The sequence below is a fragment of the Sphingomonas ginsenosidivorax genome (genome assembly GCF_007995065.1).
GTDB classification, from domain to species: Bacteria; Pseudomonadota; Alphaproteobacteria; order Sphingomonadales; family Sphingomonadaceae; genus Sphingomonas; species Sphingomonas ginsenosidivorax.
This window is the reverse complement of sequence record NZ_VOQR01000001.1, coordinates 2930041-2956961: the sequence shown is the minus strand read 5'-3', so window position 1 is coordinate 2956961 and position 26921 is coordinate 2930041. Positions and strand designations below refer to the sequence as shown.

The following is a 26921-nucleotide window of genomic DNA, read 5'->3' as shown; positions in this document are numbered from 1 at the left end:
GTTTTCATGCGGCGTTTGGGTTTGTTTCTGGCGGCGAGCATGCCGACGCTTGCGATCGCGCAACAGGCTCCGGCGCCGGCCGCCTCGCCGGCAGCCCCCGCGGCGCAGGACGAGGGCAATTCGGACGAGCCCGACATCATCGTCACCGGCCAGCGCAACCTGCCCGGCGCGGTGATCGGTGACATCCCGCCCGACCAGCAGCTGGGGCCCGCGGACATCCGCTCCTATGGCGTCAGCACGATATCGGACCTGCTCGCCGAACTCAGTCCGCAGACGACCAGCGGACGCGGTAGCGGCGGCGCGCCGGTGGTGCTGCTCAACGGCCGCCGGATATCGAGCTTCGCCGAGATCCGCGACATCCCTACCGAGGCGATCCAGCGCGTCGACATCCTGCCCGAGGAGGTCGCGCTCAAATACGGCTATCGCGCCGACCAGAAGGTCGTGAACTTCGTGCTGCGCCGCCGCTTCCGCGCGGCGACGCTCGAGGCCAACGACCGGTTCGCGACCGAAGGCGGGCGCAACACGCCGCAGGGGACGATCGACCTGCTCGGCATTGCGCGCGACAAGCGGATGAACCTGCATCTGGATCACACGCAGAGCTCGGCGCTGACCGAATCCGAACGCGACATCATCCCGACGCCGACGACCGCGGTGGGGGCGAGCGGCGCGGTGATCGACCCGACGCCGTATCGGACATTGCTCGGGTCGAGCCGCACGACCAGCGCCAACGCGGTCTATGCGCAGAACATCTTCGGCAATGTCGGGGCGACGATCAACGCGCGGCTCGAATCGACCGACAGCAAGAGCCTGAACGGGCTGCCGACCGCCAACCTGACGCTGGCGAACGGGACGAGCGTCAGCCGCGCGCTCGACGATCCCGGCTTCCTCCCGCTCGCGCAGAGCAGTTCCTCGATCGCGGCGCATCTGGGCACGACGATAAACGGCGGGCTGGGGACATGGCGCTGGTCGGTGACCGGCAATTACGACCGCAGCGACACGCAGACGTTCAGCGAGACGGGCGTCGACGCGAGCGCGTTCCAGGCGCGGCTGACCGCAAACGACCCGACCGCGACGCTGGCCCGGCTGACCGCCGCCGACATCGCCGCAGCGCCGGGCAACCGCGCCTATGCCAAGCAGAGTACCGGCGGAGTCGATGCGCTGCTCAACGGGACGCTGTTCGCACTGCCGGCCGGCGCGGTGTCGACGAGCATCAAACTGGGCGCCGAGACCGCCGACTTCAGCAGCCGGTCGTACCGCGCCGGGCTCACCTCGACGGGGCAGGTGTCGCGCGACACCGTCAACGGCCAGGTCAATGTCGACGTGCCGATCGCGAGCCGGTCGAAGGACGTGCTCGGCTTCCTCGGCACCCTGTCCGCCAACTTCAATCTGGCGGAGGATCATCTTTCCGATTTCGGCACGCTGACCACGCTCGGCTACGGCGCCAACTGGTCGCCGATCGAGGGCGTCCGCGTGATCGCGTCGGCGACTGACACCGACCAGGCGCCGTCCGCGCAGCAGCTCGGCAACCCGTCGATCACGCGGCCCAACGTCCGCATCTTCGATTACATCCAGGGCACGACCGCGACCGTCACCGCGATCAGCGGCGGCAACCCCAACCTGATCGCGGACAACAACCATGTGAAGAAGCTGGGCCTCACGCTGAAGCCCTGGACCAAGCGCGACATCAACCTGACCGCCAATTACGTCAGTTCGCGGACCGACAATCCGATCGCGTCGTTCCCGACGCCGACCGCGGCGATCGAGGCGGCGTTTCCCGACCGCTTCACGCGCGACGCGAGCGGCAATCTGCTGCGCGTCGACCAGCGCCCGATCAATTTCGCGCGCAGCGAACGCTCGGAACTGCGCTGGGGGATCAACTTCTCCGCGCCGATCAAGTCGAAGATCCAGAAGGAGCTCGAGGCCTATCGCGCCGGGACCGGGCCCAACCCGTTCGAGGGGCTGGCGCCGCCGGGCGGGTTTCGTGGCCGGCCAGAGGGTGCAGGCGCAGGCGGAACCCGGGAGGGCGTTGCGCGCGGCCCCGGTGGTGGCGGCGGCGGGGGCGGCCGTGGTTTCGGCGGCGGTGGCCGCGGCGGGGGGCAGGGCGGGGGTCGCGTACAGTTCGCGGTCTATCACACCTGGAATTTCACCAACCGTGTGCTGGTCCAGCAGGGCGGCCCGAGCCTCGACCTGCTCAACGGCGATGCGATCGGCGCGAATGGCGGCCAGTCGCGGCACGAGATCGAGGCCCAGGCGGGCTACAGCAACAACGGCGTCGGCGTGCGGTTGTCGGCGAACTACGCGAATGGGACGCGCGTCAACGGCGGTACCATCGCCGCGCCCGAAACGCTCGCCTTCTCGGGACTGGCGACCGCGAGCCTGCGGCTGTTCGGTGACTTAGGCCAGCAGTTGAACCTGGTGAAGGCGCATCCCTGGGTGCGGGGCATGCGCGTGACCTTGTCGGTCGACAACGTGTTCAACAGTCGCCAGCGGGTGCGCGATGCGACGGGGGCGACGCCGATCAGCTTCCAACCGGACTATCTGGATGCGCTGGGCAGGACGGTGCGAATCAGCGTGCGGAAGCTGTTCTTCTAGAACCCCGTCACCCTGAACTCGTTTCAGGGTCTACTTCTCCCCAAGCGCTACCGCTGGGGGAGAAGTGGATGCTGAACCAAGTTCAGCATGACGGTTAGAGGCCCACTTTCCCGGCCAGCCACTTGGCCGCGGCCTCGGGCGTCTGCTTGTCCGTATCGCGATCGACCTGGTAGTTCGCCGTCCGCATCGCCTCGACCGGGATACGCCCGACCAGCGGCTGCAGCGCGGCGACGAACTTCGCATCGGCTGCGCGTTTGGGCGCGACGAGCAGGATCCCGTCATAGCCCGGGATCGCGTGGCGGGGGTCGCTCAGCACGGTGAGCCGGTCCGCCGCGATCCGGCCGTCGGACGAGAAGGCGGAGATGACGTCGACCGCGCGGCTCTCCAGCGCGCGGTACATGAAGGTCGGGCTGTACGGCGTCGCCGCGGCGAAGCGCAGCGGATAGGCGCGCGACACCGCCGCCCATTCGGGCCGCTCGAGAAACTCCAGGTCGCTGCCGAGTTTCAGTCCGGGCGATGCCCGGGCAAGATCGTCGAGATTCGATATCCCCCGCCGCCGCGCGTCGTCGCTGTGCATCGCGAACGCATAGGCGTTCTCGAACCCGAGCGCGCCGACCAGCCGGACGCCGCTGGTCCGCTTCGTCCATGCGCCGATCGCCGCGACCATCGCGGGGCGATCGGGCACGTCGGTGCGCTTCATCGCGTTGGTCCAGATCGTGCCGGCATAATCGACATAGACGTCGATATCGCCACCCGCGACCGCGCCGAGCACCACCGCCGAGCCGAGCCCGTCGCGATACTCGACGGCGTACCCGGCGCGTTCGAGCCGGTCGCCGATCAGCCGCGCGAGGATATATTGTTCGGAGAAGTTCTTGGCGCCGACGACGACGGTGCGGCCCTTGCCGGCGTGCGCCCAGAGCGGGGCGGTCGCCGCCAGCGTGCCGATCGCCAGCAGGGCCGTGCTCGCCATCCACAGCCAGCGGCGGCGCGTCGCAATGCCGCGCTCGATCGCGCCAATCAGCGCGTCGACCGCGAGCGCCAATCCCGCCGCCGACACGCAGCCGGCGAGCACTAGCGCCCAGTTCTGCGTCTGCAGCCCGGCGAAGATCATGTCGCCCAGACTCGGCTGGCCGACCGTGGTCGACAGCGTCGCGGCGCCGATCGTCCAGACCGCCGCGGTGCGGATGCCCGCCACCAGCACCGGTGCGACCAGCGGCGCTTCGACCAAGCGCAGCTTTTGCCCCGGCGTCATGCCGACCGCGTCGGCGGCCTGCAGCACCGCCGGATCGATCCCGTCCAGCCCCGCCACCGCGTTGCGGAGGATCGGGAGCAGCGCATAGAGCGTCAGCGCGATCAGCGACGGCAGGAAGCCGAGCGCCGGAATCCCGCCGCCGACCAGCGCCGACAGGCTGAGCAGTACCGGATAGAAGAGCGCGAGCAGCGCGAGGCTCGGGATGGTCTGCACGAGGCTCGCGAAGCCGAGCGAGACGCGCGCGACGGTCGGGTTGCGCGCCGACCAGATCCCGAGCGGCACGCTGATCGCGATCCCCAGCAGCAGCGCGCACGCCGACAGCACGACATGCGCGGCGAGGAGGGGCGGCACGCGGGTGAGGGCGTCGAGGAAGGCGGTCATGGCGTCAGTGCCGCCAGTCGCTCGGCCTGATCGCGCGGCACCTGGACCAGCGCCTGCGCCTCCGCACCGCCCTGTCCGGCGAGCAGCGCGCCGGGGGTCGCGTCGGCGACGATCCGCCCGGCCTTCATCACCAGCACGCGATCGGCCAGCAGCAGTGCCTCGGCCATGTCGTGCGTGACGAGGATCGTGGTCAGGCCGAGGCGTTCGTGCAGGCTTCGGATCGCGGTGCCGAGCGCATCGCGGGTGACCGGATCGAGCGCGCCGAACGCCTCGTCGAGCAGCAGGATCTTCGCGCCCGGCGCGAGGGCCCGGGCGATGGCGACGCGCTGGCGTTGCCCGCCCGACAGCGCGTCGGGCATCCGAGTTGCCACCGCGCGCGGCAGGTCGACCAGGTCGAGCAGTTCGCCGACCCGGTCGGGCTCGTCGCGGCCTGCGATCCGGAGCGCGATCGCGATGTTCTCGGCGACGGTCATGTGCGGGAACAGCCCGATCGTCTGGAACACATAGCCGATCCGCCGCCGCACTGCGGGCGCAGGGCCGTCGGCGACATCGATGCCGTCTATGGTCACGCGGCCGGCGCTCGGTTCGACGAGCCGGTTGAGCGTCTTGAGCAGGGTCGACTTGCCCGAGCCGGATGTGCCCACGAGCGCGACGAAACTGCCGCCCGCGATTGCCACCGAGACGTCGTCGACCGCGATCGTATTGTCGTAGCGTCGGGTTACACCGTCGAAGGCGAGGGCGGGGGAAAGCGCTGGCATCTGGGGAAGGGATGCGGGATGCAGGGGACAAAATCAAACGGAGAGGGGCCATGACCCAGACTATCTTCATCACCGGCGGCGGCTCGGGCATCGGGCGCGCGACCGCTGTGTTGTTTGCTGGGCGCGGCTGGCGCGTGGGTCTTGCCGATGTCGACCGGGCGGGGCTCGCCGCCACGCAGGCGCTGCTGCCGGCGGGGATGGCCGAGACCTATGTCATGGACGTTTGCGACCGCGACGCCTGGGTCGCGTCGCTCGATGCGTTCACCGGTGGCGGCGGGCTCGACGTGTTGTTCAACAATGCCGGGATCGGATCGGGCGGGCCACTCGCGATGACCAGTTTCGACGAGATCGACCGGGTGGTCGCGATCAACCTGGTCGGCGCGATCAACGGTGCGAAGATCGGCCATGCCTATCTGAAGCGGACACCGGGATCGTGCCTGCTCAACACCGCGTCGGCCTCGGCGATCTACGGCTCGTCGGGGCTCGCGCCTTATTCGGCGACCAAGTTCGGGGTGCGCGCCTTGACCGAGGCGCTGGACGGCGAATGGGCGGCGGAGCGGATCCGGGTGCGTTCGATCATCCCGAGCTTCATCGACACGCCGTTGCTCAACACCGCCACCGCGGCGACCAACCGATCGATCCGCGAGACCGTGACCGCGGCGGGGATGGAGCTGACCGGGGTCGAGGCGGTGGCGCAGGCCGCCTGGGATGCGGTCCACGGCGAGCGGCTTCACACCTATGTCGGCAAGACCGCGCACCGGATGGCGTTCGCCGCGCGGTGGATGCCGGGGAAGCTCAGGAAGATGATGCGCGGGCGGCGGCGGGGCTAGACGAAACCCACACCGTTCGCCCTGAGCGAAGTCGAAGGGTCTGCCCCGAACGATGTGCTTCGACTTCGCTCAGCACGAACGGCTTTTGCGGCCGTCAGTCGTCGTCGACGATCGCGTCGATCGCCTCGGCCAGCTCGATATCGCGCGGCGACAACCCGCCCGCGTCGTGCGTGGTGAGCAGGATCTCGACGCGGTTCCAGATGTTCTTCCATTCGGGATGATGGTTCGCGCGCTCGGCGATCAGCGCGACCTGGGTCATGAACCCGAACGCCTCGACGAAGTCGGCGAACACGATCGTCCGCGTGATCGCGTCGCGCGCCTCGTCATAGTCCCATTCGTCCAGCCCATCGAGCGCCTCGGCGCGTTCGACCTCGTTCAACGCTTCGATCATCGCCGTCCCTTGCCGCTATGAAGCCACTACGCCTATGGCTGGGGACATGAGCGGGCAAGAGCGTTTCGCCGCGGCGCCGGACGCCGCAGCCATCGAGGGCATCGCGCGCGCGACGATCGCGCGGCTGCCGGCGGCATTCGCCGCACATCTGGGCGAGATCGTGCTGCAGGTCGAGGAATTCGCCGACGACGAGACGCTCGCGTCGCTGGGGATCGAGCATCCGCTCGACCTGTCGGGCCTGTATCACGGCCGCCCGATCGGCGAGAAATCGTCGATGGACACCGGCAGCCTGCCCGACCGGATCTTCCTCTATCGCCGCGCGATCCTGGAGGAATGGGTCGAGACCGGGGTCCGGCTCGACGACCTCGTCGCGCATGTGACGATCCATGAGATCGGGCATCATTTCGGGCTTTCCGACGACGACATGCACGCGCTCGAGGATTCGGTCGGCCCGTGAGCCTGGCGTTCCACGACGTGGCGTGCCTGCGCGGCGGGCGCATCGTGTTCGAGGCGCGATCGTTTGTGCTGGCCCCGGGCGAGGCGGCGCTGGTCACCGGGCCGAACGGCGTCGGCAAGTCCAGCCTGCTGCGCATCGCCGCCGGACTGCTGGCGCCGACGTCCGGCTCGGTCGAGACGAGCGGGACGCGCGCGCTGCTGACCGAACAGGCGGCGCTCGATGGCGATCGCACGTTGGGGGAGGCGCTAGGCTTCTGGGCGGCGCTCGATCCTGAACCCGCCCCTGAGGCGCGAGTGCGGTCGGCGCTCGCTGCCCTGGATCTGTCGACTCTTGCGACTGTGCCCGTCCGGCTGCTGTCGACCGGCCAGCGTCGTCGCGCCGCGATCGCGCGCGTGGCGGCGAGCGGGGCAACTCTGTGGTTGCTCGACGAACCCGCGAACGGACTCGACGACGGATCGGTGGCGCGGCTCGAAGCGCGGATCGCCGGCCACCGCGCCGCAGGCGGGATCGCGCTGATCGCGACGCACCAGCCGCTGGCGGTCCCCGGTGCGCAGGAGATCGCGCTGTGATCGGCATCGTGATGCGCGATCTGAGACGGAATGTTGCCGGCGGAGGCGCGACGTTGGTGGTCGGCTTCTTCCTGCTGGTCGCCACGCTGTTCCCGTTCGCGATCGGCCCGGATGCGGCGCTGCTCGCGCGGGTCGGCGGCGGGGTGATCTGGACCGCGGCGTTGCTCGCGGGGCTGTTGCCGGTCGAACGGCTCGTCGCGCCCGACCTGGAGTCAGGGGTGTTCGACCAGTTCGCGGTGCGCGGAATCTCGATCGCGGCGGTTGCGGGAGCGAAGATGCTCGCGCACTGGCTGAGCTTTGGTCCGCCGCTGATGCTCGCCGCCGTGGTCGCGGCGGGGTTGCTCGACCTGTCGGGCGAGACGTTGGTGCGCGTCGAGATCGGGCTGGCGATCGGGACGCCGGGGCTGGCCGCGCTGGCGGTCGCGACGAGTGCGCTGGTCGCGGGCGTGCGCGGCGGCGGTGCGGTCGCGGGGCTGGTAATGCTGCCGCTCGCGGTACCGTTGCTGATTTTTGGCGCAGGGTCGCTCGACGGCGCCGCGGGCGCCGTGAAGCTGCTCGCCGCGGTCAGCCTGATACTGGTCGCAGGCGCACCGCTGGTGGCAGGCGCGGCGATCCGCGCGGCGATGGACTAGAGCGGCAGCGTCAGCGTCGCGCGCAGCCCGCCGAGCGTCGGCGACGATCCGAGCACCAGCCCGCCGCCATTGAGCTCGGCGAGTTCCTGCGTGATCGGCAGCCCGAAGCCGTGGCCCGGTCCCGCCTCGTCGAGCCGCCGGCCGGGGACCAGCGCCTCGGCGCGCTGGTTCGCGTCGAGCCCCGGGCCGTCGTCGTCGATCGTGATGACGGCCTTGCCCGCGTCGACCACGGCCGCGATGCCGATCGCGGTGGCGGCATAGCGCCACGCATTGTCGAGCAGATTGCCGAGCATCTCGTCGAGGTCCTGCGCATCGACGCCGACGGTGACCCCGTCGACCGCGACGTCGACCGCGATCGGACGATCGGCATGGACGCGGCGGAGGACGTCGACCAGATCCCCGATTGCCGGCGCGAGCGGAATTGCCCCGCGGCCCGGGGCGCCGGGCATCGCCGCACGTGCGCGGCGCAGGTGATGGCTGACGCGCCGGTCGATGTCGGCGAGCATCGCCGCGAGGCGGCCGTCCGGATCACGGTCCGCCAGTTCGAGGCCGAGCCCTGCGAGCGGCGTCTTCAGTCCGTGTGCGAGGTTTGCGACGTGGCGGCGGGCATGCGCCAGACCCTCGGCATTCTGGTCGATCAGCGTGTTCAGTTCGTGCGCGAGCGGCGCGAGTTCGACGGGGAGGTCGGTCGGCACGTGGTGCTGCCTGCCGGCGATGACGTTGCCGAGCGCCGCCTGCAGCGTGCGCAGGGGGCGCAGGCCGATGCGTAGCTGGACGAGCGTTGCGGCAGCGAGACCGATCCCGAGCAGCGCCAGCGAGCCGAGCAGGGGTAGCATCGCCTCGCGCAGCGGGGCTTCGACGACGCGGCGGGGTCCGCTTGCGGTGATGGCGACGGGCCCGCCGACGCGCATCAGCGTCAGCGTGCGGAAATGTTGCCGTTGACCGGTTCGGTCGCGGCCTTCGCCCGGATGCGACCGATCGCGGTCGCGCGCGCGTTCGGATGCCATCCCCGGTGGCGGGGGTGGGGGAGCGTCTGCCCTTGATGCCGGCACCGGCAGCGCTTCGGCGCCGTTGCGCCACACCTGTCCGTCGGCGCTGCGGACCTGCCAGATCCAGCCCGACCCGGCCTCGTCGAATCCAGGCAGGTCGATCGCGCGGGTCGTGTCGAACCGCCCCCGTGCGTCGACGGCGCGCGCAAGGACCATGGTCTGCGCGTCGAGCCGGTCGTCGAACCCGCGCATGACGAAGCGTTCGAGGACATGGCCGATCGCGACGCTCGCCAGCAGCAACGCGGCCAGCGTCGCGAGCGTCGCTACCGCGAGCAGCCGCCCGAACAGCGAGCGCGGCATCAATCTCATGCGCCGGCCGTCAGGCGATAGCCGCGGCCGCGCACCGTCTCGATCAGCGTCGCGCCGATCTTCCGCCGCAACCGGCCGATAATCACCTCGATCGAGTTGGAATCGACGTCGGCGTCGCCTTCGTAGACGCGTTCGATCAGGTCGGCGCGCTCGACGACGACTTCGCGGCGCAGCATCAGCGCGGACAGCACGCGCCATTCGAATGCGGTCAGCTTGACCGGCAGGCCGTCGAGCTCGAACGTGCCGAGCTGCGCGTCGAAGACCAGCGGGCCGCACGCGACTAGCGCACCGGCATGGCCCGCGGCGCGGCGGACGAGGGCGCGCAGCCGCATGATCACTTCCTCGACGCGGAACGGCTTGACCAGATAGTCGTCGGCGCCGGCCTTGAAGCCCGCGACCTTCTCCGACCAGCCGTCGCGCGCGGTCAGGATCAGCACCGGCAGGTCGCGGCCCGCCGCGCGCCAGTCGCGCAGCACCGACAGTCCGTCGCGCAGGGGCAAGCCGAGATCGAGCACTGCTGCATCGTAAAGCTCGGTGCTGCCGAGATGGCCGCCATCCTCGCCATTGCCGGCGATGTCGACCGCGAAATTCTCGGCGCGCAGCGCACGCGCGATGCCGGCGGCCAGCGTCTCATCATCCTCGACCAGCAATACCCGCATCGCGTCTTCCTATCCGTCCCGACCAAACCGAATCTGAACGGCGCGGTTCAGCGGGATGGTGGGGCGACAACGCTAGAGAAGGTGCATCGCAACCAACCGGAGACGATTTCATGTCCAGACTGTCCCATTTCCGCGGCCGCCCCGCCATTCTCGCCGGCGCGCTCGGCCTGCTCGTCGTCGGCGGCGGTGCCGGCGCGCTGGCGGTCGAGGCGAGCCGCCCCACCGTCACGATGGCGCCCGCGACCCCCGTCGCGATCCGCACGCTGACCAACGACGACGATTCGATCGTGACGATCCGCGGCCGCGTCGCCGAAATTTATGGCGACAAGTTCGTGATGGCGGACGGCAGTGGCCGCGCGCTGGTCGAGACCGGCCGCGAGGGCGAGGACGGCACGCTGGTCGGCGTCGGCCAGCCGGTCACCGTGCAGGGGCGCTTCGACCGGGGAACCCTCCACGCCGCGTTCCTGGTCGGCGCCGATGGCAAGGTGAAGGCGATTGGCCCGATCGGCCGTCCGCCGCATGATCGCGGCGGGCCGGGGGGTCCCGGCGGTCCCGGCGGTCCGGGTCGGGGGCCAGATCGGGGGCCGGGTGCCGGCCCCGATCGCGCCCCGCCGCCGCCGCCCGCAGGTGGTGCGGCCCCGGTCGCGACGTCTGCTCCTGCGGCGGCGCCCACCCAGGCTCCGGCCAACGCGGCGGCGCCGGCGGCTTAATACAGCCACCCGGTCCACCCCGGCCTGCGCCGGGGTGGCAACCGTTCCGCATACCGTTCCCCCGCGAAGGCGGGGGCCCAGGAGTCACGAGCGCAGCGCTGCTTGGCGCTGGACTCCCGCCTTCGCGGGAGAACAGTAAATCGGGTTGGGGGGCGTACGTGCGTCCGGAGCGCTCGATCCCCGATCCGGGCTTGCACCCTCGACCCGCGCAACTACTTAGGACAGCAATGACGTCCTACCGGTATCGCTTCGACCAGGCGCGCGTGTTCGTGCCGCCTGACCCCGCCCCGCGTGCATGGGCTGAAGCGTGAGATTCGGGCGGCGCGGGCTGGCTTCGATCTATGCCGAGATCCGCGACGGCATCCTGCCGGCGGCGAACCGCATCTCGACCGCCACCAGGACCGATGCGATCGCCGCGACGCCGCGCAGCTACCGCGTCACCGCGCTGATCATCGCCTGCGCGCTGTTCATGGAACAGATGGACGCCACCGTGCTCGCGACCGCGCTGCCGACGATGGCGCGCGATTTCGGCGTGCCGGCGACGAGCATGAGCTCGGCGCTTACCTCCTATCTTCTCGCGCTCGCGATCTTCATCCCGGCGAGCGGGGTTCTCGCCGACAAGTTCGGCTCGCGCGCGATCTTCCGCGCGGCGATCCTGATCTTCGTCGGCGGATCGTTGCTGTGCGGGCAGGCGACCAGCCTGCCGTTCATGATGGTCGCGCGGTTCGTGCAAGGGCTGGGCGGCGCGATGATGATCCCGATCGGGCGTCTCGTGCTGCTGCGCAGCGTCGCCAAGGAGGACATGGTCTCGGCGATGTCGTGGCTGATCATGCCCGCGCTGATCGGGCCGATCATGGGGCCGCCCGTCGGGGGGCTGATCGTGACCTATCTCGACTGGCGCTGGATCTTCTGGCTCAACCTGCCGGTCGGGCTGCTCGGGGTCGTGCTCGTCACGCGTTATATCGGCGAGGTGCGCGGCGAACGGCCGGTGCGGTTCGATTTCGCCGGGTTCGTGCTGTCGGGCGTGTCGCTCGGCTGCCTGTTGTTCGGGTTCGAGATGAGCAGCCGGCCGGGCGAGTTCGTCGATGCGCTGGTGCTGATCGCGATCGGGCTGGTCGCGGGGATCGGCTATATCGCGCATGCCAGGCGGCGCAGCGACCCCATCCTCGACCTGTCGCTGCTGCGCTACACTTCGTTCCGGCTCTCGCTGATCGGCGGGTCGCTGACGCGCGTGACGCAAGGGGCGCAGCCGTTCCTGTTGCCGATGATGTTGCAATTGGGGTTCGGAATGACCGCGGCGGCGAGCGGCGCGATCACGGTCGCGGGCGCGATCGGGTCGCTGGCGATGAAGGGGCTGGCGCCGCGCATCCTGCGGCGGTTCGGCTTTCGCCGCAGCCTGATCGTCGGCGGGCTGGGGGCAAGCCTCGGCTATGCGATCTGCGGCGCATTCCGCCCCGACTGGCCGATCCCGGCGATCTTCGCAGTGCTGATGAGCGCGGGCTTCTTCATGTCGTTCCAGTTCTCGGCGTACAACACGATCGCCTATGACGAGGTGCCGAAGACGCGGATGAGCGCGGCGACCAGCTTCTACGCGACGTTCCAGCAGCTGATGCTGTCGCTCGGCATCTGCGTCGGTGCGGCGGCGTTGCACATGGGAATGCTCGGCACCGGACGGACGCGGCCCGAACTCGGCGACTTCACGCTGGCGTTCCTCGTCGTGACCGCGGTGTCGATGTCGGCGACGATATGGAACATGCGCTTCGCCGCCGATGCGGGCGCGGACATGAGCGGGCACCGCGCCCGCGCATGACCTAGGGTTTGGCGGCCTCGATCATGTGCCATACATGGCCGTCGCGTTCGAGCAGCGCGTCGGCCGCGTCGGGACCCACGCTGCCGGCAGGATACGGATCGGGCGCGCCCTCTGCGGCCCAGATGTCGAGGAACGGCTGCACCGCGGCCCAGCCCGCCTCGATCGCGTCGGCGCGCTGGAACAGCGTCTGGTCGCCCATGAACATGTCGTAGAGCAGCGATTCATAGCCGGTCAGGTGGCCTATGTCGAAGCGGTCGGCGTAGCGGAAATCGAGCGCGATTGGCACCGTGTCGACGCCGAGCCCGGGTTGCTTGATCAGCAGGTCGAGGCTCAGGCCCTCGTCCGGCTGGACCTGGATGACCAGCCGGTTGGGGGGCAGGCGTTCGGCATTCGACGGGTGGAACGAGGCGAACGGGACGGGCTTGAAGGTGATCACGACCTCGGTGTCGCGGCACTTCATCGCCTTGCCGGTGCGCAGGTAGAAGGGCACGCCGGCCCAGCGCCAGGTGTCGACCATCAGCTTCAGCGCGACATAGGTCTCGGTCCGGCTGTCGGGGGCGATGTCGGGCGAGGCGGTGTAGTCGGGGATGTCGCGGTCGCCGATCTGGCCGGCGGTATAGACGCCGCGCACGCCGTTGCGCTTGGCCTTGGCGGGCGACCAGGCGCGCACGGCCTTGAGGACCTTGCCCTTCTCGTTGCGGATCGCCTCCGCGTCGAAGCTCGCGGGCGGCTCCATGGCGACCATCGCGAGCAATTGGAACAGGTGGTTGGGGACCATGTCGCGCAGAGCGCCGGTCGAGTCGTAGAACTTGCCGCGCGTGCCGACATCGACCGTCTCGGCGGCGGTGATCTGGACGTTGGCGATGCAGTCGGCGTTCCAGACGCGCTCGATCATCATGTTCGCGAACCGCGCGGTCATGATGTTCTGGACGGTTTCCTTGCCGAGGAAATGGTCGAGCCGGTAGATCTGCGCCTCGCCGACCTGTGCGAGGATGCGGGCGTTGAGCGCGCGCGCCGAGGCGAGGTCGTGGCCGAACGGCTTTTCGATCGCGATGCGGCGGAAGGCGGTCGGCGTCTCGGTGGTCAGGCCGTGTTCGCCGAGCTTGTCGACGATATCGCCGAAGAAGCGCGGCGGGACTGCGAGGTAGAAGGCGGCGTTGCCAGTCAGCCGCGCCTTGAGCGCCTCGTAGACCGCGTCCTGCGTGAAATCGCCCTCGAGATATGCGACGCGGTCGCGGAGACGGGTCCAGGCGGCGTCCTTTTCCGCCGCGCCCTCGCCGCCGGGTTCGGGCGCGAACGAATCGAGCGCCTCGCGGAGCGTCGCGTCGTCGCCGTGATCGATGCCGACGCCGAGGACCTCGAGACCGTCACCGGCAAGGCCGAGCCGCGTCATGTTGACGAGGGCGGGGACCAGCAGGCGGCGGGTCAGATCGCCCATCGCACCGAAGATGACGAGCATCGCGGGGGGCGCCGGCGGCACCGGCGGCACGGGCGGTTTGCTCATGCGAGAGCGGCGGCGCGGGTTTGGTGCAAGGTCATCACGAGAAAACCGGAGGGAAACCGCAATGTTCCCGGTCGCGTCACGCGAGGACGCGCGGTGGCCGGATGAGGCCTGCGAAGGGCGCCCGTCACCGCCGGTGACGGGCGCAAGCGCTTACTTGCCGCGCAACGTGTTCAGCACGGCCAGGCCGACGACGCCGAGCAGTGCGGCGGTAGCGTAGGGACGGCTCTTGGCGAAGGTGGTCGCCTTCTCGGTCAGCGGGCCGACCGCGTCGCGTGCCGCGCCGACAGCCTTGTTCGCGTTGCCGGTGATCTGGTCGACCACGCCTTCGCCCTGCAGCGAGGTGTTGCCGGTGACGTCGCCGACGGTTTCCTTGATCTGGCCGCCGATGGCCTGGCCGTCGCCCTTGAGAGTCGTCGTGTTCATGGGGTGTCCTTTCGAATTGCTACGCGAGCGTAACGGACGACGGCCGTGTTGGTGCCAATAGCGTCAGAACGGCACGCGATTTTCGTCGGTGTAGACGTCGAACCGCGTCAGCACGACCGGACCGAAGGTGTTGGTCAGCGCCGCATCGGTGGCGTCGCGACCGCGTGCCATCAGGATGCGCCCGGCGCGGGGATAATTGTGGCGGGCATCGAACGTGTACCAGGTGCCGTCGAGATACGCGTCGAACCAGGCCGAGAAATCCATCTCGCCGACGATCGCGGGCAGATCCATGTCGCCCATATAGCCGGTGCAGTAGCGTGCCGGGATGTTCATGCAGCGGCACAAGGTGATCGCGAGATGCGCGAAGTCGCGGCAGACGCCCTGGCGTTCCTCGTGCGCGTCCCACGCGGTCTTGGTCGGGCGCGCGGTCTGGTAGTCGAAGCGGATGCGTTCATGTGCATAGGTGACGATCGCCTGCACCAGTTCCCAGCCGGGCGTGTAACGGCCGAACAGCGCCCAGGCGGTGTCCGACAGCCGGTCGGTCTCGCAATAGCGGCTGCCGAGCAGGTACATCATGACGTCGTCGGGGAGTGCCTCGACCGGGGTCGCCCGTGCGTCCGGGTTGACGATGTCGGGGGTGAACGGGTCCTCGATCACGAACCCGCACGAGATGGTGATGCCGCCCGCCGGAATCGTCAGGCGGGTACAGACGTTGCCGAACGAATCGACATAATCGTAGATCGGCACGTCGGGCGTGGTCATGATCCGCTGCGCGGTGCGCAGATCCTTGTTGCGCGACGAATGGATGCTGAGATTGGCGAGCATCGGCACCGCCTGGGTCGTCTCGAACGCGATGTCGTAGCCGGCGCGGATCAGCATCAAGGACCTTTCTGTGTAACGGAAGAGACGGGTAGACACTGCGCGGGCGATTTCGCCAAGCGATCAGACGCGGTGGCGTGCCTCTGCCAGGTCGATCTCGCGGATCAGCTTCTTGGCGGTTTCGCTGCCGATCTCGCGGTCGCGGGCGATGCGGAAGATCTCGTCGCGCTCGGCGCCCAGTGCGGCGAGCCGCAGGTCGCGCTCGATCCGGCCGTCGCGGCGTGCCTGAGCGGCGGCCTCGCCGCGCTTGGTGCGCCGCTCGATCCGCTCGCGATAGGTGTCCATGATCCGCGTGCCGGCGCTGGCATAGACATCGGCATCGCCGCGGCCGTCGGCGAGCGCATGCTGGACCCGCTCGACCTCGCGGATCGCGGCCTTGGCAGCGGCGACGCGGGCGCGATCCTCCTCGACCTGCTTCGACGGTTCGCTCGGCATCGTCAGCCCGTGGAGCAGCAGCGGGAGCGCGATGCTGGCCGCGAGCAGCGACACGATGATGACCCCGGCCGCCAGGAAGATCGCGAGGTCGCGCGCGGGAAAGGGCGTGCCGTCGTTCAACGTGAGCGGCAGCGTCAGCACGCCCGCCAGCGTGATCGCGCCGCGGACGCCGGCGAACGACATCGCCGCGAGCAGCCGCTTGGCGATCTTGCGTGGCGGCGTGCCGTCGTTGCGGCGGCGGAACAGCGTCAGCCTGAACGATGCCCATACCCACAGGAAGCGCAGCAGCGCGAGACTGAGCGTGATCGCGAGGACGTAGACGATCAGCCACCATGGCTCGACATGGCCCGAGAGGCGGACGGTCTCGCCGGCATGTGCGATGATGTCGGGCAGTTGCTCGCCGAGCAGAACGAAGATGATGCCGTTGGCGGCGAACTGGATCGTGTCCCACACCGAGTTGCGGCGCATGCGGGTGGTGGCGAGCGCCTGGCGCGAAATCTCGGCGAAGCTCATCGTCACGCCGGCGGCGACCGCGGCGAGGATGCCCGAGCAATGGAGATGTTCGGCGAGCAAATACGAGCCGAACGGGATCAGCAGGCTGATCAGGATCTGCGACCCGGTCTCCTCGCCGAAGCGGTTCGAGACCCAAGCTTTCGCACGCGTCACCGCGAGCGTGACCACGACGCCGACCACGATGCCGCCCGCGGCGACCCACAGGAAGCTCAGAGCGGCGGCGGAGGGCGAGAAGGTGCCGGTGAGCGCGGCGGCGATCGCGAAGCGCAGGCAGACGAGGCCCGACGCGTCGTTGAGCAGCGATTCGCCTTCGAGGATGTGCATCATCCGCTTCGGGATCGAGACGCGCGACGCGATCGCCGACACCGCGATCGGATCGGTCGGCGACACCACGGCAGCGAGCGCGAAGGCGACGGCGAGCGGCATCGCCGGGATCATCCAGTGGATGAAGAACCCGACGCCGACGACGGTCAGCAGAACGAGGCCAAGCGCGAGCTCGGCGACGGTCGACAGATCCTTGAGCAGTTCGTCCTTGGGGATGCGCCACCCGTCGAGGAAGAGGAGCGGGGGCAGGAACAGCAGCAGGAACAGTTCGGGATCGAGCTCGACCTTCAGCTTGACGCCGAGGCCGATGACCGCGCCGAGCGCGATCTGCACGAGCGGCGCAGGGACGGCGACGGGCAGCATGCGCGCGATCGCGGCGCTGACGACGACTGCTAGCAGCAGGACGAGGACGATCGAGACGGTTTCCAGGGACTTGGCTCCGGTTTGCGGGGGGAGGGGGCGGACTGCTCCCGAGCCGTTCGTGCTAGGCGTCGTCGAAGCACCTGCGTTCGGGGCATGCCCTTCGACTTCGATCAGGGCGAACGGAAGGGGGTGAGCCGAACCGCTGGCGTTGCTCTAGCCGGCAACGGGTGTTTTGGGCAAATCGCGAGGGGCTGCTCCACGACTGCGAAGGCCAGGATCGTGCGTGACGACCATGTCCTGTCCAACCGTCATGCCAGCGCAGGCTGGCATCTCCCTGGGGCGGGTGTTGCGGGCCCCACGGGAGACCCCAGCCTTCGCTGGGGTGACGAGACGGTGGCTCAGCCCGCGCCCTGCACCGGGATGTTGACGCCCATGCTCTGCAGGTACCGCTTCACGTTGCGCGCGGCCTGGCGAAGCCTCTGCTCGTTTTCGACCAGCGCGATGCGGACATAGCCTTCGCCGTTCTCGCCGTAGCCGACGCCCGGTGCGACCGCGACCTTGGCGTGCTGGAGCAGCTGCTTGGAGAATTCGAGGCTGCCGAGATGCGCGAGCGCGGGCGGGAGCGGCGCCCAGGCGAACATCGACGCGCGCGGGCTCGGGATCTCCCAGCCGGCGCGGCCGAAGCTGTCGACCAGCACGTCGCGGCGCTTGTGATAGAGTTCGCGGTTGCGCTCGACGATGTCCTGCGGGCCGTTGAGCGCGGCACAGGCGGCGGCCTGGATCGGGGTGAACGCGCCGTAATCGAGATACGACTTCACGCGGCTCATCGCCGCGATCAGCGTTGTGTTGCCGACCGCGAAGCCGATCCGCCAGCCGGCCATCGAATAGGTCTTGCTGAGTGAGGTGAACTCGATCGCGACGTCCTTGGCACCCGGCACCTGGAGAATCGAGGGCGTCGGGTTGCCGTCGTAATAGAGCTCCGAATAGGCGAGGTCGGAGATGATCCAGACCTTGTTCTCTTTCGCCCAAGCGACGAGGCGTTCGTAGAAGGCGAGGTCGACGGCCTCGGCGGTCGGGTTGGACGGATAGTTGACCACGAGGATCGACGGGCGCGGGACGGTGAACGCCATCGCACGCTCGAGGCTCTCGAAATAAGCGTCGTCGGGCGTCGTCGGCACCGCGCGGATCGTGGCGCCGGCGATGATGAAGCCGAAGGTGTGGATCGGGTAGGACGGGTTGGGCGCGAGCACGACATCGCCGGGCGCGGTGATCGCGGTGGCGAGGCTGGCGAGCCCTTCCTTCGACCCCATCGTGACGACGACCTCGGTCTCCGGATCGACGTCGACGCCGAAGCGGCGTCCGTAATAGTTCGCCTGTGCCTTGCGGAGGCCGGGAATGCCCTTCGATTGCGAATAGCCGTGCGCGTCGGGCTTGCGCGCGACCTCGACGAGCTTCTCAATGACGTGCGGGGGCGGGGGCAGGTCGGGATTGCCCATGCCGAGATCGATGATGTCCTCGCCACCGCCACGCGCCGCCGCCCGCATCGCGTTGACTTCCGCGATGATGTAGGGCGGCAGGCGTTTGATGCGGTAGAAGTCTTCGGACATGGCGGGCCTCGTTGTTCGCCGACGAGTGTACCGCAGGTGCGGCGTCGGTGGAACCGGTTCGTCGGCAATCTATCCTTTAGCGCTGCCTGTCCGTCACCCCAGCGTTCATCCGTCACCCCAGCGCAGGCTGGGGTCTTCCTGTTGGCGCGTGCTGCGACCCGAACCGGGAGATCCAAGCCTGCGCTGGGATGACGGGAGGGCTGGGGTGCGAGCCGGTGGCGAACGCGCTTTCGTTGTGCGGATGGATAGGCTTATGATCGTCGCAACTAGCGAGGATGCCATGGCCGATACGCCCAGCCTGACCGATCTGCAGCACTGGACCTGGGTGATGGGTCGCGCGCAGCAGATGATGATGGAGCAGGGGCTCGGCGTGCTGAAGACGAAGCCCGACGCGGTGCCGGTGATCCCCGGGGTCACCGATCCTGCGACGATCGAGCGGGCGACCGAATTCTGGACCGAGAGCATGGCGCTGTGGCAGCGCTTCCTCGATCCCGCACGGCCCGAGCCCGCCCCCGTCGCCGACAAGCGGTTCAAGGCGCCGCAGTGGCGCGAGCCGGTGTTCGACCTGATCCGGCAGAGCTACGAACTGATCGGCGATCACATGCTGCGCGGCGTCGATGCGCTGGAGGGGGTGCCGGCCAAGCAGAAGGAGCAGCTGCGCTTCGCCACGCGCGGGTTCGTCGATGCGATGAGCCCGACGAACTTTCCGATCACCAATCCGCAGGTGATCGACAAGACGATCGAGACCAACGGCGCCAACCTGTTGAAGGGCCTGCAGCACATGCTCGCCGACCTGTCGCGCGGGCAGATGACGCACACGCCCGAGGGCGCGTTCGAGGTCGGGCGCGACCTGGCGACGACACCGGGGCAGGTGATCAAGCGCACGCCGCTCTACGAGCTGATCCACTATGCGCCAACGACCGAGACGGTTCTCGCGACCCCGCTGGTGATCTTCCCGCCCTGGATCAACCGCTTCTACATCCTCGACCTGACCCCGGAGAAGAGCTTCATCCGCTGGGCGGTGGGGCAGGGGCTGAGCGTGTTCATGGTCTCGTGGAAGTCCGCCGATGCGACGATGAAGGACGTCGTCTGGGACGATTACGTCGCGGCGCAGGTCGACGCGATCGAGACGGTTCGCGCGCTTCTCGACGTGCCCGCGGTGCACAGCGTCGGCTATTGCGTCGCGGGGACGACGCTTGCGGCGACGCTCGCGCTGCTCGCCGCGCGGGGACAGGCGGAGACGGTCGCGAGTGCGACGTTCTTCACAGCGCAGGTCGATTTCACCGCGGCGGGCGAGCTGCAACATTTCATCGACGACGAGCAGCTGGCGATGCTCGCGCAACTGTCGCCCGACGGGTTTCTCGACGGGCGCTACATGGCGACGACGTTCAACCTGCTGCGCGGGCGCGACCTGATCTGGAACTATGTCACGCAGAACTATCTGCTGGGGCAGGACCATGTGCCGTTCGACCTGCTGCACTGGAACGGCGACACGACGAACCTGCCGGCCAAATGGCACATGCGCTATCTGACCGACCTGTACCGCGACAACCTGCTGGTGACGCCGGGCGCGATCACGATCGACGGTACGCCGATCGACCTGACCAAGGTCATCACGCCGACCTATGTCCAGGCGGGACGCGAGGATCATATCGCCCCGGCGGAATCCGTCTGGAAGCTGACGCAGTTGTTCGCGGGGGCGGTCAAGTTCGTCCTGGCAGGGTCGGGGCACATCGCCGGAGTCGTCAATCCGCCGGCCGCGGGCAAATATCAGTTTTGGACCAATCCCTCGGTGCATACGACGCTCGAGGACTTTATCGCGGGTGCGACCGAGACGAAGGGCAGCTGGTGGCCTGACTGGATCGACTGGATCCGGACGGTCAACAGCGATGTCGTGGCGGCGGATGGAGCGAGGCAACCGGGCGAAGGGAGCCTGCCTGCGCTGGAGCCTGCGCCAGGCACCTATGTGCGAGCCCGCTAGGCCTTTGAAAAGTCGCGAATGCTGCACCCATGACTGAATATGGTGCAGTGCACAATAATCGTTGCGACTCGTGAGAAATCTGCTATATTGCGTCGCAGCATAACGGTGCGAGGAGGTATGGATGGCGAGGACAAGAACGCGTGCTGCGGCAGTGCCGAAGCTCGAGCCCATGAAGCCCCAGCCTATCGAGCCCGACGCGATCCAGCCGGCTGCACCGGCAATCGAACCGGCCGTCGAGCCGGTACCCGCGAGCGACCCGGTCGCCGCGACCCCAACCTTAGCCGCCCAGGTTCGGACGGCTCCTTCTCCAGAAAAGGACGTCATCATGGACATCAATACCGCCGCCGAAAAGACCCAGGCCTTTTTCTCGGGCTTCACCGATCGCTCCAAGGGCGCGGTCGAGAAGAGCACGCAGATGTTCGAGGAAATGAACGCATTCGGTAAGGGCAATGTCGAGGCGATCGTCGAGTCGTCGAAGATCGCCGCCAAGGCGTTCGAGACGGTCGGCCAGGACGTTGCCGACTATGCCAAGACCTCGTTCGAGAGCTCGGCTGCCGCGTTCAGGACGCTGGCATCGGCGACCTCGCCGACCGAGTTCTTCAAGCTGCAGAGCGACTATGCCCGCGCGGCATTCGACACGATGATCGCGCAGAGCTCGCGCTCGACCGAGAAGATGCTGAAGCTGGCCGGCGAGATCGCACAGCCGATCTCGAACCGCGTCGCCATCGCGACCGACAAGGTCAAGACGGCCGCGTAAGACCGGCCCTTCTGGGCGGCGAAAGGGCGGCTGTCGAAAGACGGTCGCCCTTTTGCGTATCGGCCCCCTTGCCCTTGCCCCCCGCCATGCCATATTTTGTCATCAATGCTGACGACACCCCCAAAGATGGCCGAACGCCGCGACTCCGGTAACGACGAGGGCAACGATCGTGGTACCGGTGCCGGTGTCGCGACCAAGACCCGGACGCGGACCAAGCAGCCGACGCCGTATCGCGTCCTGATGCTGAACGACGACTACACGCCGATGGAGTTCGTCGTGCTGTGCCTGCAGCGCTTCTTCCGCATGGACATGGAGGCCGCGACTCGCGTGATGCTCCACGTCCACCAGAAGGGCGTCGGGGTGTGCGGGACGTTCAGCTACGAAGTCGCGGAAACCAAGGTCGGCCAGGTCATGGACTTCGCGCGGCAGAACCAGCATCCGCTGCAGTGCACGCTGGAAAAGGCCTGACCCTACCGGGCGGGCGGTAGCCAGCTGAGGTCCAGGCCGCTCCAGCGATCGACATAGTTGGCGATGCGCGTCAGCATGGGCTCGTTGAGCAACGTCATTCGACCCCCGTCGCGCTGCAGCAGTCCTTCCTCTTCCAGCTGCCGCAGCATCCGGTTGACGTGCACCGAGGTCAGGCCGGTCGCGTCGCCGATTTCTTCCTGCGTCAGCACCAGGGCGAACGTCTCGCCGATGCTCTTGTCCGCGCGGCGCAGCCGGTTGCGGATGTCGAGCAGCAACGCGCCGATCCGCGCCTTTGCCGAGGTGCGGCCGAGCGCCGCCAGCCGGTCGGTCAGCGCGACCTTGGCCATCTGGGTCACGACCATCAGCAACGCTGCCAGCCGCGGGTGGTCGGTGACGACGTCGACGAGGAGCGAGCGGTCGAACGGACTGACGGTGCAGTCGGTCAACGTGACGATGGTCTCGGGCGAATTGCGATAGACCAGCGCCGACACGGCGATCAGGTCGCCCGGGAACAGGAAGCGCAGGATCTGGCGGCTGCCGTCGTCGAGCAGCACATAGGTCATCGCCATGCCGCGCTGGAGGACGAAGAGTTCCCCGTGCGGATCGTCCTCGCGGATCAGGATGGTGTCGCGGCGCAGCTCGCGCGAGCGGTCTTCGAGTCGTGCCACCGCTGCCCGCTCGCTTGCCGTCAGGTCGATCAGATCACCGAGACGATCGGCAAAGCAGCTGTGCGGCACGATGTCGGCTCCCCTTGGCGCGGCCTAGTAGATCAAACACCCGAGACTAGTACATTGAAATCGATCAGGCGCGCGATGCAGCGACGGCCTTGCGCGAATTACAGGCGCGGGTAGATACCGGCGATGGATCGTATTCTCATTCGTGGCGGCAACCGCCTGTCCGGGCGCCTGCCTATCTCCGGCGCGAAGAACGCGGCGCTGACGCTGATGCCCTGCGCGCTGCTGACCGACGAGCCGCTGACGCTGCGCAACCTGCCGCGGCTGGCCGATGTCGATGGCTTCGGCCATCTGCTCAATCAGCTCGGCGCGTCGACCAGCATCGAGGGCACGAACCCGCAGGACTTCGGCCGCGTGATGACGATCCGCGCGGGCAAGCTCACCTCGACCGAAGCGCCGTACGACATCGTCCGGAAAATGCGCGCGTCGATCCTGGTGCTGGGTCCCTTGCTCGGGCGCGGGGGCGAGGCGACGGTGTCGTTGCCCGGCGGCTGCGCGATCGGCAACCGCCCGATCGACCTGCACCTGCGCGCGCTGGAAGCGATCGGTGCCGAGCTCGAGATGGCGGCGGGTTACGTCAAGGCGATCGCGCCGGGCGGGCGGCTGTCGGGCGGGCGCTATCGCTTTCCGATCGTCTCGGTCGGCGCGACCGAGAACGTCGTGATGGCCGCCGTGCTCGCACGCGGCACCAGCGTGATCGAGAACGCCGCGCGCGAGCCCGAGATCGTCGACCTGTGCAACTGCCTGGTGGCGATGGGTGCGTCGATCGACGGGATCGGTACCGAGACGCTGACGATCGAGGGCCGAGACCGGCTGCACGGCGCGACCTATGCGGTGATGCCCGACCGGATCGAGGCGGGCAGCTATGCCTGTGCGGCGGCGATCACCGGCGGGTCGCTCGACCTGATCGGCATTTCGTCGGAGAGCATGGGAGCGACGTTCGACGCGCTGGTCGAGGCAGGTGTCACGCTGACGCCGATCAAGGACGGGGTGCGCGTCGAGGCCGGCGACACGCTGAAGCCGCTGACGCTGTCGACCGCGCCCTATCCGGGCTTCGCGACCGACATGCAGGCGCAGTTCATGGCGATGCTGTGCAAGGCGGACGGCGCCAGCGTGCTGACCGAGACGATCTTCGAGAACCGCTACATGCACGTGCCCGAGCTGGCCCGGATGGGCGCGGACATCCAAGTGCGCGGGCGGACCGCAGTGGTGCGCGGCGTCGACAAGCTGGTCGGCGCGCCGGTGATGGCGACCGATCTGCGCGCGTCGATGAGCCTGATCCTGGCGGGGCTGGCGGCCGACGGCGAGACCTCGGTCGGCCGGGTCTATCATCTCGACCGCGGCTATGAGCGGCTCGAGGAGAAACTGAGCGCCGTCGGCGCGGATATCGAGCGCGCCAGCGACGGGTGACGGTTACCGGTAATGCCGACGGATGACGGCGTCGCCTGAGTCAGGCGTGGCTCAGGCGACGATGTCCGAAGAGGTTGCCGGCGGCTGACAGTGCGAGATGCTGGTCGCCAGCGTGTCGACCGCGGTGGAGAGAATCGCCGCGACGTGATGTTCCTCGCAGTCGTCGAGTACCGTCAGCATGGGGACCAGCTGATCATATATCGCGCTAAGCCTTGCGCGTCGTGCGGCGATGGACATGACCTGTGTTCCCCGAGAGTTGTTCCATCTAACCTGAATAGACTGCGGTGCAAAGCGGATCGCGCCGTCGTTCGCCACTATTCATCGATATTGATTTCGGTCAAGCTGGTGGAAACATACACGACGTCGATACGTTCCAGACCGTATCGAAGTACGCGTAGCGAACACTCGGGCAAGGACGCCGTGTTAATGCCGCAGACGGGACATGTTCTCATCGGTGCCGACAACGAGCTGATCGATGTCGATGCGGCGTTCTGCGACATCATGCGGTCAGACCCCGACGACCTGCGCGGGCAAAGCGTGGCTGACCTGACCGCGCCTGCGGACCGGCAGGAATGCGTCCGCGCGATCCTGACGCTCCGCCAGACTCAGCGGCCGTTCACGCTGGTCAAGCGGCTGATCCGCCATGACGGATCGCTGGTGTGGGTGCGCAACACGGTATCGATCACGACCAGCGACGGGCGTGCGCGGACCGTGGTGGGGACGATCGAGGAAGTCGCGGCGCCGGAGGAGAACGACACCCCGGCGGTCCTGCTTGACGTTGCGCAGTTCCTGATCGCTGAACGCCGCGACCGCGAGGCGGTATGCGACCGGACGCTGTTCTCCGAACCGGGCTGGGACGCGGTGCTCGCCGCCTATGTCGCGGAGGCCGAGGGGCGCGCGGTCGATGTCGCCACGCTGGCGGCGATGATCGATCACACGCCCTCGACGACCGGACGCTGGATCAACGCGCTGGTCCAGCACGGGGTGCTCGAGATCGAGTATCGCAACCCCAAGGCCGAGGCGCCCAAGGCGTTCCGCCTGACCGCGGGCACGCACCGCAAGCTCGAAACCTATCTGAGCACGCTCCGGCAGCGGCACCGCGAAACCGTGATGAACGACTAGGCGATCCGGTCGGGGACGGCCGTCGCGTCGAGTTCGATGGCGGCGGCGGGCGCGACGGCTTCCCAGGGGAAGACGAACCAGTCCTTGGTGACATGCCGGTCGATCTGGCGGGCGGTATAGTCGATGCGTTCGGCGGAGCTGATATTGTCGATCAGCATCGCGAAGCGGACCGCGCCGTCGACCGCGCCGGCGTCCGCCAGTGCACGGCGCAGGTGCGTGATCGTCCGGCCCGAATCGTTGATGTCATCGACGAACAGCAGGCGCTCGCCGGCCTGCGTACGCGCGGCCAGCTTGACCAGCGGCGCATCGGCGAAATCCTTCACCTGGCTGGAGAAGTCGACCGAGAGCGTCGACAGACCGGTCGCGTGGCTGAGGAACACCGCGGGGACGAGGCCGCCGCGGCCGATGCCGATGATGAAGTCGGGCTTCCAGTCGGTGTCCGCGGCGAGTTTCGCCGCGAGCGTGTGGACCGCGGCGACGAACTCGTCCTGGGGGATCGGGGTGAAGATCGGCATGGGGGCGAAACTACCGTCGTGGAGGGGGGTGGGAGATAGCTGCGTCCGTCATGTCCCCCGCATCCGTCATCCCGGCGAAGGCTGGGGCGACGGACGCGGGGGTCGCGACCGATCAGATCGCGTCGAGCGCCTGGGTGAAGTCGGCGATGAGATCGTCGGGATCCTCGACGCCGATCGAGATGCGCACCAGGCTGTCGGTGATGCCGAGCGCCTGTTTCCGCGCATCGGGGACCGAGAGGTGGGTCATCGACGCCGGGTGGCTCGCCAGTGTCTCGGTGCCGCCCAGGCTGACCGCGAGCTTGGCGATCTTGAGCGCGTCGAGGAATGCGAAGCTCTCCGTCTCGCCGCCCTTCAGGAACAGCGAGAAGGTCGAGCCCGCACCGATGCAGTGGCGCTTGTAGATGTCGGCCTGGCGTTCCATCCCCGGCTCGTCGGCAAGGAAGCCGAGATAGCCGACGCGCTCGACCTTGGGATGGCCGCGCAGGAAGCCGCAGACCTTCACCGCGTTCTCGCCCGCGCGGTTCATGCGTAGTTCGAGCGTCTCGAGACTGCGCAGCAGCATCCAGGCGGTGTTCGGATCGGTGATCGTGCCGATGGTGTTGCGCATCGAGCGGATCGTGTCGATGTGCGCCTTCGACCCCAGCAGGCCGCCGGCGACGAGATCGCTGTGGCCGCCGGCGTACTTGGTCAGCGAATAGACGACGATGTCGGCGCCGTGCTTGAGCGGCTGCAGCCAGACGGGACCCAGGAAGGTGTTGTCGATCGCGATCGGCGGCTTGTTCTCACCGAAGATCGCGTCGCGGCTGGCGGCGACGGCCTGAATGTCGACCAGCGCGTTCGTCGGGTTTGCCGGGCTTTCGAGATAGATCAGTGCGACGTTGCCGGTCGCGGCCTCGGTCATCACCGCGTCGATTTCCTCGCGCGTGGCGCCGGCGGGGAAGTCGAGCCACTTGACCCCGAACTTGCCGAGCACGCGGCCGATCAGAGTCTCGGTCGCCGCGTAGAGCGGGCCCGAATGGACGATGGTGTCGCCGGGCTTGACCATCGCGAGGAAAAGGGTGGCGATCGCCGACATGCCCGACGAGAAGGCGAGCGCATCCTCGGCTTCTTCCCAGATACCGAGGCGATCCTCGAGGATCTCCTGGTTGGGGCCGTTGAAGCGCGAGTAGACGAGGCCCTCGGCGCCGCCGGGGCGCTTGCCGGTGACGCCCTCGAAGTGGCGCTTGCCCGCGGCCGCGTTGGGGAAGACGAAGGTCGAGGTGAGGAAGATCGGGGGCTTCAGCGAGCCTTCGGACAATGCCGGGTCGTAGCCATGGCCCATCATCAGCGTCGACGGCTTGAGCTTGCGGCCGTTGATCTCGCCGACCGGCGGCTTGGGGGCGACACGCGCGGCGACGCCGGTCAGGTCGGCTTCGGTCTCGGTGGGTTCGGTCATGGGATACTCCTTGATCTTGGTGTATGAACGACGAAGCGGGCATTAAGGTCGC

Annotated in this window: 26 protein-coding genes; 12 read left to right on the top strand and 14 right to left on the bottom strand. The window is 68.3% G+C overall.

Annotated elements, in window-relative coordinates:
* Window positions 1–6 precede the first annotated feature (6 nt).
* Window positions 7–2592 carry a porin family protein gene (locus tag FSB78_RS13460; RefSeq protein WP_147083123.1) on the top strand — a complete coding sequence of 862 codons (2586 nt, stop codon included), beginning with the start codon at window positions 7–9 and terminating at the stop codon, window positions 2590–2592.
* A gap of 94 nt (window positions 2593–2686) precedes the next feature.
* Here FSB78_RS13460 and FSB78_RS13455 read toward each other — a convergent pair whose 3' ends face one another.
* A complete protein-coding gene (locus FSB78_RS13455; RefSeq protein ID WP_147083122.1) occupies window positions 2687–4225 on the bottom strand; it encodes an ABC transporter permease/substrate-binding protein in 1539 nt (512 codons plus the stop codon).
* Window positions 4222–4983 carry an ATP-binding cassette domain-containing protein gene (locus FSB78_RS13450; protein WP_147083121.1) on the bottom strand — a complete coding sequence of 254 codons (762 nt, stop codon included), beginning with the start codon at window positions 4981–4983 and terminating at the stop codon, window positions 4222–4224. Before FSB78_RS13450 ends, FSB78_RS13455 begins: the two co-directional genes overlap by 4 nt.
* 50 nt (window positions 4984–5033) lie before the next feature.
* On the opposite strand from FSB78_RS13450, the gene FSB78_RS13445 reads away from it, so the two are divergent.
* Window positions 5034–5813, top strand: coding sequence for an SDR family oxidoreductase (locus FSB78_RS13445; protein ID WP_147083120.1), 780 nt, complete (start codon window positions 5034–5036; stop codon window positions 5811–5813).
* Window positions 5814–5907: 94 nt separating this feature from the next.
* On the opposite strand, the gene FSB78_RS13440 is transcribed toward FSB78_RS13445, so the two are convergent.
* Window positions 5908–6204, bottom strand: coding sequence for a 4a-hydroxytetrahydrobiopterin dehydratase (locus FSB78_RS13440; RefSeq protein ID WP_147083119.1), 297 nt, complete (start codon window positions 6202–6204; stop codon window positions 5908–5910).
* Between the two features lie 46 nt (window positions 6205–6250).
* Between FSB78_RS13440 and FSB78_RS13435 the strand changes: the two genes are divergently transcribed.
* From FSB78_RS13435 to FSB78_RS13425, 3 genes are read left to right on the top strand one after another with little or no spacing between them, the layout of a single operon-like run.
* Complete coding sequence (locus FSB78_RS13435) at window positions 6251–6661, top strand: metallopeptidase family protein (RefSeq protein ID WP_147083118.1); 411 nt, start codon at window positions 6251–6253, stop codon at window positions 6659–6661.
* Window positions 6658–7230: a heme ABC exporter ATP-binding protein CcmA gene (ccmA, locus tag FSB78_RS13430; RefSeq protein ID WP_147083117.1), complete on the top strand. Its 573-nt coding sequence runs from the start codon at window positions 6658–6660 to the stop codon at window positions 7228–7230. The genes FSB78_RS13435 and ccmA overlap by 4 nt, the downstream gene beginning before the upstream one ends.
* A gap of 11 nt (window positions 7231–7241) precedes the next feature.
* Window positions 7242–7862, top strand: a complete 621-nt coding sequence (locus FSB78_RS13425) for a heme exporter protein CcmB (RefSeq protein ID WP_147083116.1) — start codon at window positions 7242–7244, stop codon at window positions 7860–7862.
* Here FSB78_RS13425 and FSB78_RS13420 read toward each other — a convergent pair.
* The gene (locus FSB78_RS13420) at window positions 7859–9220 is read right to left on the bottom strand and encodes a sensor histidine kinase (protein WP_147083115.1); all 1362 of its coding nucleotides are present in this window, start codon (window positions 9218–9220) and stop codon (window positions 7859–7861) included. The two genes, FSB78_RS13425 and FSB78_RS13420, sit on opposite strands and share 4 nt — an antisense overlap.
* On the bottom strand, window positions 9217–9879 hold the full coding sequence (locus FSB78_RS13415) for a response regulator (RefSeq protein WP_147083114.1): 663 nt from the start codon (window positions 9877–9879) through the stop codon (window positions 9217–9219). Before FSB78_RS13415 ends, FSB78_RS13420 begins: the two co-directional genes overlap by 4 nt.
* A gap of 110 nt (window positions 9880–9989) precedes the next feature.
* Here FSB78_RS13415 and FSB78_RS13410 point away from each other — a divergent pair, with 110 nt between their 5' ends.
* Both FSB78_RS13410 and FSB78_RS13405 read left to right on the top strand, forming a co-directional pair.
* On the top strand, window positions 9990–10589 hold the full coding sequence (locus tag FSB78_RS13410; RefSeq protein ID WP_147083113.1) for a hypothetical protein: 600 nt from the start codon (window positions 9990–9992) through the stop codon (window positions 10587–10589).
* A gap of 307 nt (window positions 10590–10896) precedes the next feature.
* The gene (locus tag FSB78_RS13405) at window positions 10897–12399 is read left to right on the top strand and encodes a DHA2 family efflux MFS transporter permease subunit (protein ID WP_147083112.1); all 1503 of its coding nucleotides are present in this window, start codon (window positions 10897–10899) and stop codon (window positions 12397–12399) included.
* A 1-nt stretch (window position 12400) separates the two neighbouring features.
* On the opposite strand, the gene zwf is transcribed toward FSB78_RS13405, so the two are convergent.
* From zwf to FSB78_RS13380, 5 genes are all read right to left on the bottom strand, one after another.
* A complete protein-coding gene (gene zwf / locus FSB78_RS13400) occupies window positions 12401–13903 on the bottom strand; it encodes a glucose-6-phosphate dehydrogenase (protein WP_147083111.1) in 1503 nt (500 codons plus the stop codon).
* Between the two features lie 150 nt (window positions 13904–14053).
* A complete protein-coding gene (locus tag FSB78_RS13395; protein ID WP_147083110.1) occupies window positions 14054–14326 on the bottom strand; it encodes a CsbD family protein in 273 nt (90 codons plus the stop codon).
* Between the two features lie 63 nt (window positions 14327–14389).
* Entirely contained in the window at window positions 14390–15205 is an 816-nt protein-coding gene (locus FSB78_RS13390) for a transglutaminase-like domain-containing protein (protein WP_147083109.1), read from the bottom strand.
* Between the two features lie 63 nt (window positions 15206–15268).
* On the bottom strand, window positions 15269–16906 hold the full coding sequence (locus tag FSB78_RS13385; protein WP_147083108.1) for a Na+/H+ antiporter: 1638 nt from the start codon (window positions 16904–16906) through the stop codon (window positions 15269–15271).
* Between the two features lie 332 nt (window positions 16907–17238).
* On the bottom strand, window positions 17239–18447 hold the full coding sequence (locus tag FSB78_RS13380) for an LL-diaminopimelate aminotransferase (protein ID WP_147083107.1): 1209 nt from the start codon (window positions 18445–18447) through the stop codon (window positions 17239–17241).
* A 280-nt stretch (window positions 18448–18727) separates the two neighbouring features.
* On the opposite strand from FSB78_RS13380, the gene FSB78_RS13375 reads away from it, so the two are divergent.
* The 3 genes from FSB78_RS13375 to clpS all read left to right on the top strand — a co-directional run bounded on the left by FSB78_RS13375 (window position 18728) and on the right by clpS (window position 21653).
* Window positions 18728–20428 carry a PHA/PHB synthase family protein gene (locus FSB78_RS13375; RefSeq protein ID WP_147083106.1) on the top strand — a complete coding sequence of 567 codons (1701 nt, stop codon included), beginning with the start codon at window positions 18728–18730 and terminating at the stop codon, window positions 20426–20428.
* A gap of 325 nt (window positions 20429–20753) precedes the next feature.
* On the top strand, window positions 20754–21185 hold the full coding sequence (locus tag FSB78_RS13370; protein ID WP_242008276.1) for a phasin family protein: 432 nt from the start codon (window positions 20754–20756) through the stop codon (window positions 21183–21185).
* A gap of 126 nt (window positions 21186–21311) precedes the next feature.
* On the top strand, window positions 21312–21653 hold the full coding sequence (clpS, locus tag FSB78_RS13365; protein ID WP_147084202.1) for an ATP-dependent Clp protease adapter ClpS: 342 nt from the start codon (window positions 21312–21314) through the stop codon (window positions 21651–21653).
* 2 nt (window positions 21654–21655) lie between these two features.
* On the opposite strand, the gene FSB78_RS13360 is transcribed toward clpS, so the two are convergent.
* A complete protein-coding gene (locus FSB78_RS13360) occupies window positions 21656–22390 on the bottom strand; it encodes a Crp/Fnr family transcriptional regulator (protein ID WP_242008274.1) in 735 nt (244 codons plus the stop codon).
* Window positions 22391–22513: 123 nt separating this feature from the next.
* On the opposite strand from FSB78_RS13360, the gene murA reads away from it, so the two are divergent.
* Complete coding sequence (gene murA, locus FSB78_RS13355) at window positions 22514–23797, top strand: UDP-N-acetylglucosamine 1-carboxyvinyltransferase (protein WP_147083104.1); 1284 nt, start codon at window positions 22514–22516, stop codon at window positions 23795–23797.
* A gap of 51 nt (window positions 23798–23848) precedes the next feature.
* On the opposite strand, the gene FSB78_RS19665 is transcribed toward murA, so the two are convergent.
* Complete coding sequence (locus FSB78_RS19665; RefSeq protein WP_277872718.1) at window positions 23849–23977, bottom strand: hypothetical protein; 129 nt, start codon at window positions 23975–23977, stop codon at window positions 23849–23851.
* A gap of 246 nt (window positions 23978–24223) precedes the next feature.
* On the opposite strand from FSB78_RS19665, the gene FSB78_RS13350 reads away from it, so the two are divergent.
* Complete coding sequence (locus FSB78_RS13350) at window positions 24224–24919, top strand: PAS domain-containing protein (protein ID WP_158638010.1); 696 nt, start codon at window positions 24224–24226, stop codon at window positions 24917–24919.
* Here FSB78_RS13350 and FSB78_RS13345 read toward each other — a convergent pair.
* Window positions 24916–25434, bottom strand: a complete 519-nt coding sequence (locus tag FSB78_RS13345) for a phosphoribosyltransferase (RefSeq protein WP_147083102.1) — start codon at window positions 25432–25434, stop codon at window positions 24916–24918. The genes FSB78_RS13350 and FSB78_RS13345 overlap by 4 nt on opposite strands.
* Window positions 25435–25546: 112 nt before the next feature.
* On the bottom strand, window positions 25547–26869 hold the full coding sequence (locus FSB78_RS13340) for a cystathionine gamma-synthase family protein (protein WP_147083101.1): 1323 nt from the start codon (window positions 26867–26869) through the stop codon (window positions 25547–25549).
* Between the last annotated feature and the right edge of the window lie 52 nt (window positions 26870–26921).